The organism is Thalassospira sp. UBA1131 (assembly GCF_002311515.1).
Lineage (GTDB): Bacteria > Pseudomonadota > Alphaproteobacteria > Rhodospirillales > Thalassospiraceae > Thalassospira.
In genome coordinates, this window is sequence record NZ_DCAO01000022.1 from 1 (window position 1) to 4,064 (window position 4,064).

The window sequence follows — 4,064 nt, forward strand, 5'->3', positions numbered from 1 at the left end:
CGGTTTTGTACGCTCAAACTTTTCCTTGGCCATTGCCCTCAGATCCTATTATCCGAACCAAAAAAACACGTAGTAACCCACCGCACGAGCCGACGGGTTGCATCATAAGAATATTGGAGCGGGTGAAGGGAATCGAACCCTCGTCGTAAGCTTGGAAGGCTTCTGCTCTACCATTGAGCTACACCCGCATATTTATGCTGCGAGCTCTCGCGAGGGCGAGAGAGTGGTGGAGGGGGCAGGATTCGAACCTGCGTAGACTAAGTCGGCGGATTTACAGTCCGCTGCATTTGACCGCTCTGCCACCCCTCCATCAGGGTCGTAACGCCATCCGGGTTTGACCCCGGCCTCGTTGCGGCGAGGGAGGGAATACGGCGAAGGCACCTACCCTGTCAACAGCAAAAAAAGCACGAAATCGTATTTCCTTTCCTATATGTTCGCCAAGTTTCGCCGATCAAACGAAGCAAACTGCATTCAGTCCCCTACGGCCCGGAGGTTTCCGCCATATGTCGCGTCGCAATAAATCCCGTTCAGGAAATCGTCATCAAGGTGACGGGGCACCCGATGCCCTCCCGCAAGGCGATGAAAACCGTGAAGGCAATTCGCGCCGCGGACGAAAACGCGGCCGTGACGGCGGCGGATCGGGTGGCAATTCGCGCCTGATTCTATTCGGGCGTCACCCGGTGATGATGGCAATTGCCAATCCGCAGCGCACGATTCACAAAATCTGGGCCACCGAAAACACCCGTGATGAAGTCATGGCCGCCCTTGCCGACGCCGAGCGCGATGACATCGCGGTAGATTCGGCAGGACGCACCGACCTTGATGAAATGCTGCCGCCGGGCACCGTGCATCAGGGCATGGCCATGCATTGCGCCCCCCTGCCCCAGCTTTCGGTCGAAGAACTGATTGCCGATCACCGCGATTCTGAACAATGCACGGTCCTGATCCTTGATCAGGTGACAGACCCGCATAACGTTGGCGCGATCCTGCGCAGTGCGGCGGCCTTTGGCGCATCAGCGGTTATTGTGCCCGACCGTCATGCGCCGCCTGAAACCGGTGTGCTTGCCAAATCGGCCAGCGGTGCGCTTGAAACCGTTCCCTATATCCATGCCGGCAACCTGAACCAGACGCTTGATAAACTTAAGGGCGCGCATTTCTGGCTGGCGGGTATGGATGGCTATGCCGAACAGACACTGGCCGAAGCCAAACTGCATGGCCGTGTCGGGATTGTCATGGGATCCGAGGGTGAAGGCCTGCGTCGTCTGACGCGCGAAAGCTGCGACTTCCTGGTCAAGCTTCCGATGTCGGATCGCATCGAAAGCCTTAATGTTTCAAACGCAGCCGCCGTCGCGCTTTACGAGCTGTATCGCAAGTAGGTCACAGCCCACGAACACGCGCGTTTGAGGGGTTTTCACGGGATGTAAATTTCCGTGCTTCAAACTCTTGCAATCATCAGCGGCCCGGATTATGTTCGCGCCGCTCACGCCGGCATAGCTATAATTGGTAGAGCAGCTGATTTGTAATCAGAAGGTTGGGAGTTCGAGTCTCTCTGCCGGCACCACTCAAAGAAAACCCCGCAAGCCATCGGCTGCGGGGTTTTCTTTTGGCGTTACATCGAAATGCTATCTGGGCATGCCTTCAAGGCGCAAGATTTCACCAAGCCCATCCTCCCAGCTCGCCTTGCTGCCCAGCATGATGTGGGCGTTCGGGCGTGTCGAGACGGGCGTTTCAAGGCTGCCTGCCGGTACGACCAACAGCTTGCCATCCATCTGCGTATAGGGAACGGCCGCGCCGCATGTTTTGCAAAACGCCTTTTGATGGCGCGTTTCGGGCACGGTGTAGGAGTGGATGTGATCCTGGCCATCGATCCAAGACAACTTTGCCTTGCCTGAAAACAGGTTGGCCGCATGAGCCGAGCCGGTGTCCTTTTGGCAATATTTGCAGTGGCACAGGAAAAACGCATCGAAGTCACCCGTGACTTCGTAGCGCACAGCCCCACACAGACAGCCGCCGTGATGTTTATCAGCCATGACCATTCCCCTGCCCTAGCCGTCGCGTCTTGACGATGCGTAGCGTTCCGAAACGTCGTAATAGTCGTCAAAGCCGATGCGTTGGCGCAGGTCAGACCAGCTCATCAGTTTGTCATCCCGCGGCTGGCCGACCTTCATGGTTTGCAGGCATTCGACCATGGCCTTCATGGCGGCTGCCATCAGCGAGAGCGGATAGGCCGCGATCTGATAGCCGATTTGTTTGAGTTCTTCGGGCGACAGATCCGGGGTTTCGCCTCCTTCGACGATATTGGCCATTTTGGGACCGGGCAGTTCGGCACAAAGGGTGCGCATCTCATCGACAGACTTTGGGGCCTCGACAAACAGTATGTCGGCACCGAGTTCCTTGAACTTCGCGGCACGGTCAATGGCCTCGGTCAGGCCATGCTGATGACGGGCATCGGTGCGCGCCAGGATCAGGATATCTGCCCCGGCCTCGCGGGCATCGACGGCGGCCTTGATACGGTCAAACGCCTCATCCCGGCCGACGACTTCCTTGCCCTTGGTATGGCCGCAGCGTTTGGGCGCCAGTTGATCTTCGATCATGACCGCCGCACAGCCTGCCTTGGCAAAGCCTGTGACGGTCCGCCTGACATTCATTGCATTGCCATAGCCGGTATCGCCGTCCCCGATCACAGGGATTGATACCGCATCGGTGATGTTGCGCGCCTGATCAAGCACTTCGCCATAGGACATCAGGCCGAGATCAGGTTCGCCAATCCGTGCGGCAGAGGTCGCAAAGCCCGACATAAAGGTCAGACCGAATCCTTCCTGTTCGATCAGTTTGGCAGAAAGCGCATCAAAGCAGCAGGGCATCGTGATCAGATCACCGGTGGCAAGCAGCGCGCGCAGGGTATCGGCAGGTGATTTTACGTTACTCATCGGTCTTTACAGCTTGAAGGGAATATAAAGGGCGAGATCGTGCCACACATACAAAAGGGCGGCACAAGCAAACATCAGCAGCAGGAACGGTGCAACACCGCGGGCAACCTCGCCCAGTCTGGCCTTTGCCACCGACTGGATCACATAAAGGTTAAGCCCGACGGGCGGTGTAATCAGGGCACATTCGACCATGATCACCATATAAACACCGAACCAGATCGGATCGAATCCAAGGGCAAGGGCGGCTGGCAACAGCACTGGTGTCATGATCAGCACCATCGAAAGCGCTTCAAACACCAAACCCATCACCAGCAGAACCGCTGTGACGATCAGGATGAAGCCAAGTTCGGTATCGACCCCTTGGGTGATCATTACCGAGATATCCTGCGGGATGCGATAAAGCGTGATCGCCTTGCCAAAGACCTTGGCCCCGGCAATGATCAGAATGATCGCAACCGTGGTTGCCATGGAATCGAACACCGCCTTTTTCAGCGCATCCCATGTCAGGACCCGCATGATCGGGCCGGTGATGATCAGGGCTGCGGCAAAGCCGATGGCCGCGGCCTCGGTCGGGGTGAAGGCCCCGGAATAGATGCCCGAAATGATCAGCACGGCCAGAACAACCGATGGCAGTGCGCGGATGGTGGCGCGTTTGCGTTCGGCCCAGTCTTTTTTCGGTTCAAGTTCCTGTCCGCCCATGCGGGCGTAAATCATCGAGAAGATGATAAAGAACACCAGAAGCGCGATGCCCGGACCGATACCGGCCAGAAACAGCGAGATCACCGATTCTTCGGTGACAAAGCCATAAATGATCATCGGGATCGATGGCGGGATCAGAATGCCAAGCGTGCCGCCCGCGGCCAGCAATCCATAAACAAACCGCTTGTTGTAACCACGATTGATCATTTCCGGGATGGCAACCGTGCCAATGGTGGCCGCCGTCGCAACCGAGGACCCGGAAATGGCGGCAAACACGCCACAAGACAGGATGGTCGCCACCGCAAGCCCGCCCGGCCAATGGCCGACCCAGGCACTGACAGCGGCAAACAGGTCATTGCCGACACCGGCACGCAGCAGGATGTTTGACATCAAAAGGAACAGCGGCACGGCCAGCAGGATAAAGCCATCAAGCGT

At 57.3% G+C, this 4,064-nt stretch carries 4 protein-coding genes and 3 tRNA genes; 2 read left to right on the forward strand and 5 right to left on the reverse strand.

The window, feature by feature from the left end:
- Positions 1-114 precede the first annotated feature (114 nt).
- Positions 115-188 (reverse strand) — tRNA-Gly (locus B3Z49_RS03355).
- Between the two features lie 36 nt (positions 189-224).
- Positions 225-309: transfer RNA gene (locus B3Z49_RS03360), tRNA-Tyr, on the reverse strand.
- 194 nt (positions 310-503) lie between these two features.
- Here B3Z49_RS03360 and rlmB point away from each other — a divergent pair.
- Together rlmB and B3Z49_RS03370 are read left to right on the forward strand one after the other, a co-directional pair.
- Complete coding sequence (rlmB, locus tag B3Z49_RS03365; protein ID WP_008892100.1) at positions 504-1,376, forward strand: 23S rRNA (guanosine(2251)-2'-O)-methyltransferase RlmB; 873 nt, start codon at positions 504-506, stop codon at positions 1,374-1,376.
- Between the two features lie 108 nt (positions 1,377-1,484).
- Positions 1,485-1,561: transfer RNA gene (locus B3Z49_RS03370), tRNA-Thr, on the forward strand.
- Between the two features lie 61 nt (positions 1,562-1,622).
- Here B3Z49_RS03370 and B3Z49_RS03375 read toward each other — a convergent pair.
- From B3Z49_RS03375 to B3Z49_RS03385, 3 genes are all read right to left on the reverse strand, one after another.
- Positions 1,623-2,030, reverse strand: coding sequence for a GFA family protein (locus B3Z49_RS03375; RefSeq protein ID WP_296988239.1), 408 nt, complete (start codon positions 2,028-2,030; stop codon positions 1,623-1,625).
- Between the two features lie 15 nt (positions 2,031-2,045).
- A complete protein-coding gene (locus tag B3Z49_RS03380; RefSeq protein ID WP_296988241.1) occupies positions 2,046-2,930 on the reverse strand; it encodes an isocitrate lyase/PEP mutase family protein in 885 nt (294 codons plus the stop codon).
- Positions 2,931-2,936: 6 nt separating this feature from the next.
- The coding region (locus B3Z49_RS03385; protein ID WP_296988243.1) for a TRAP transporter large permease at positions 2,937-4,064 on the reverse strand (1,128 nt) is incomplete at its 5' end.

Bases quoted from the DNA above. Each gene is read 5' to 3' on its own strand.
- rlmB (WP_008892100.1), top strand. From the start codon at position 504: ATGTCGCGTCGCAATAAATCCCGTTCAGGAAATCGTCATCAAGGTGAC.
- B3Z49_RS03375 (WP_296988239.1), bottom strand. From the start codon at position 2,030: ATGGCTGATAAACATCACGGCGGCTGTCTGTGTGGGGCTGTGCGCTAC.
- B3Z49_RS03380 (WP_296988241.1), bottom strand. From the start codon at position 2,930: ATGAGTAACGTAAAATCACCTGCCGATACCCTGCGCGCGCTGCTTGCC.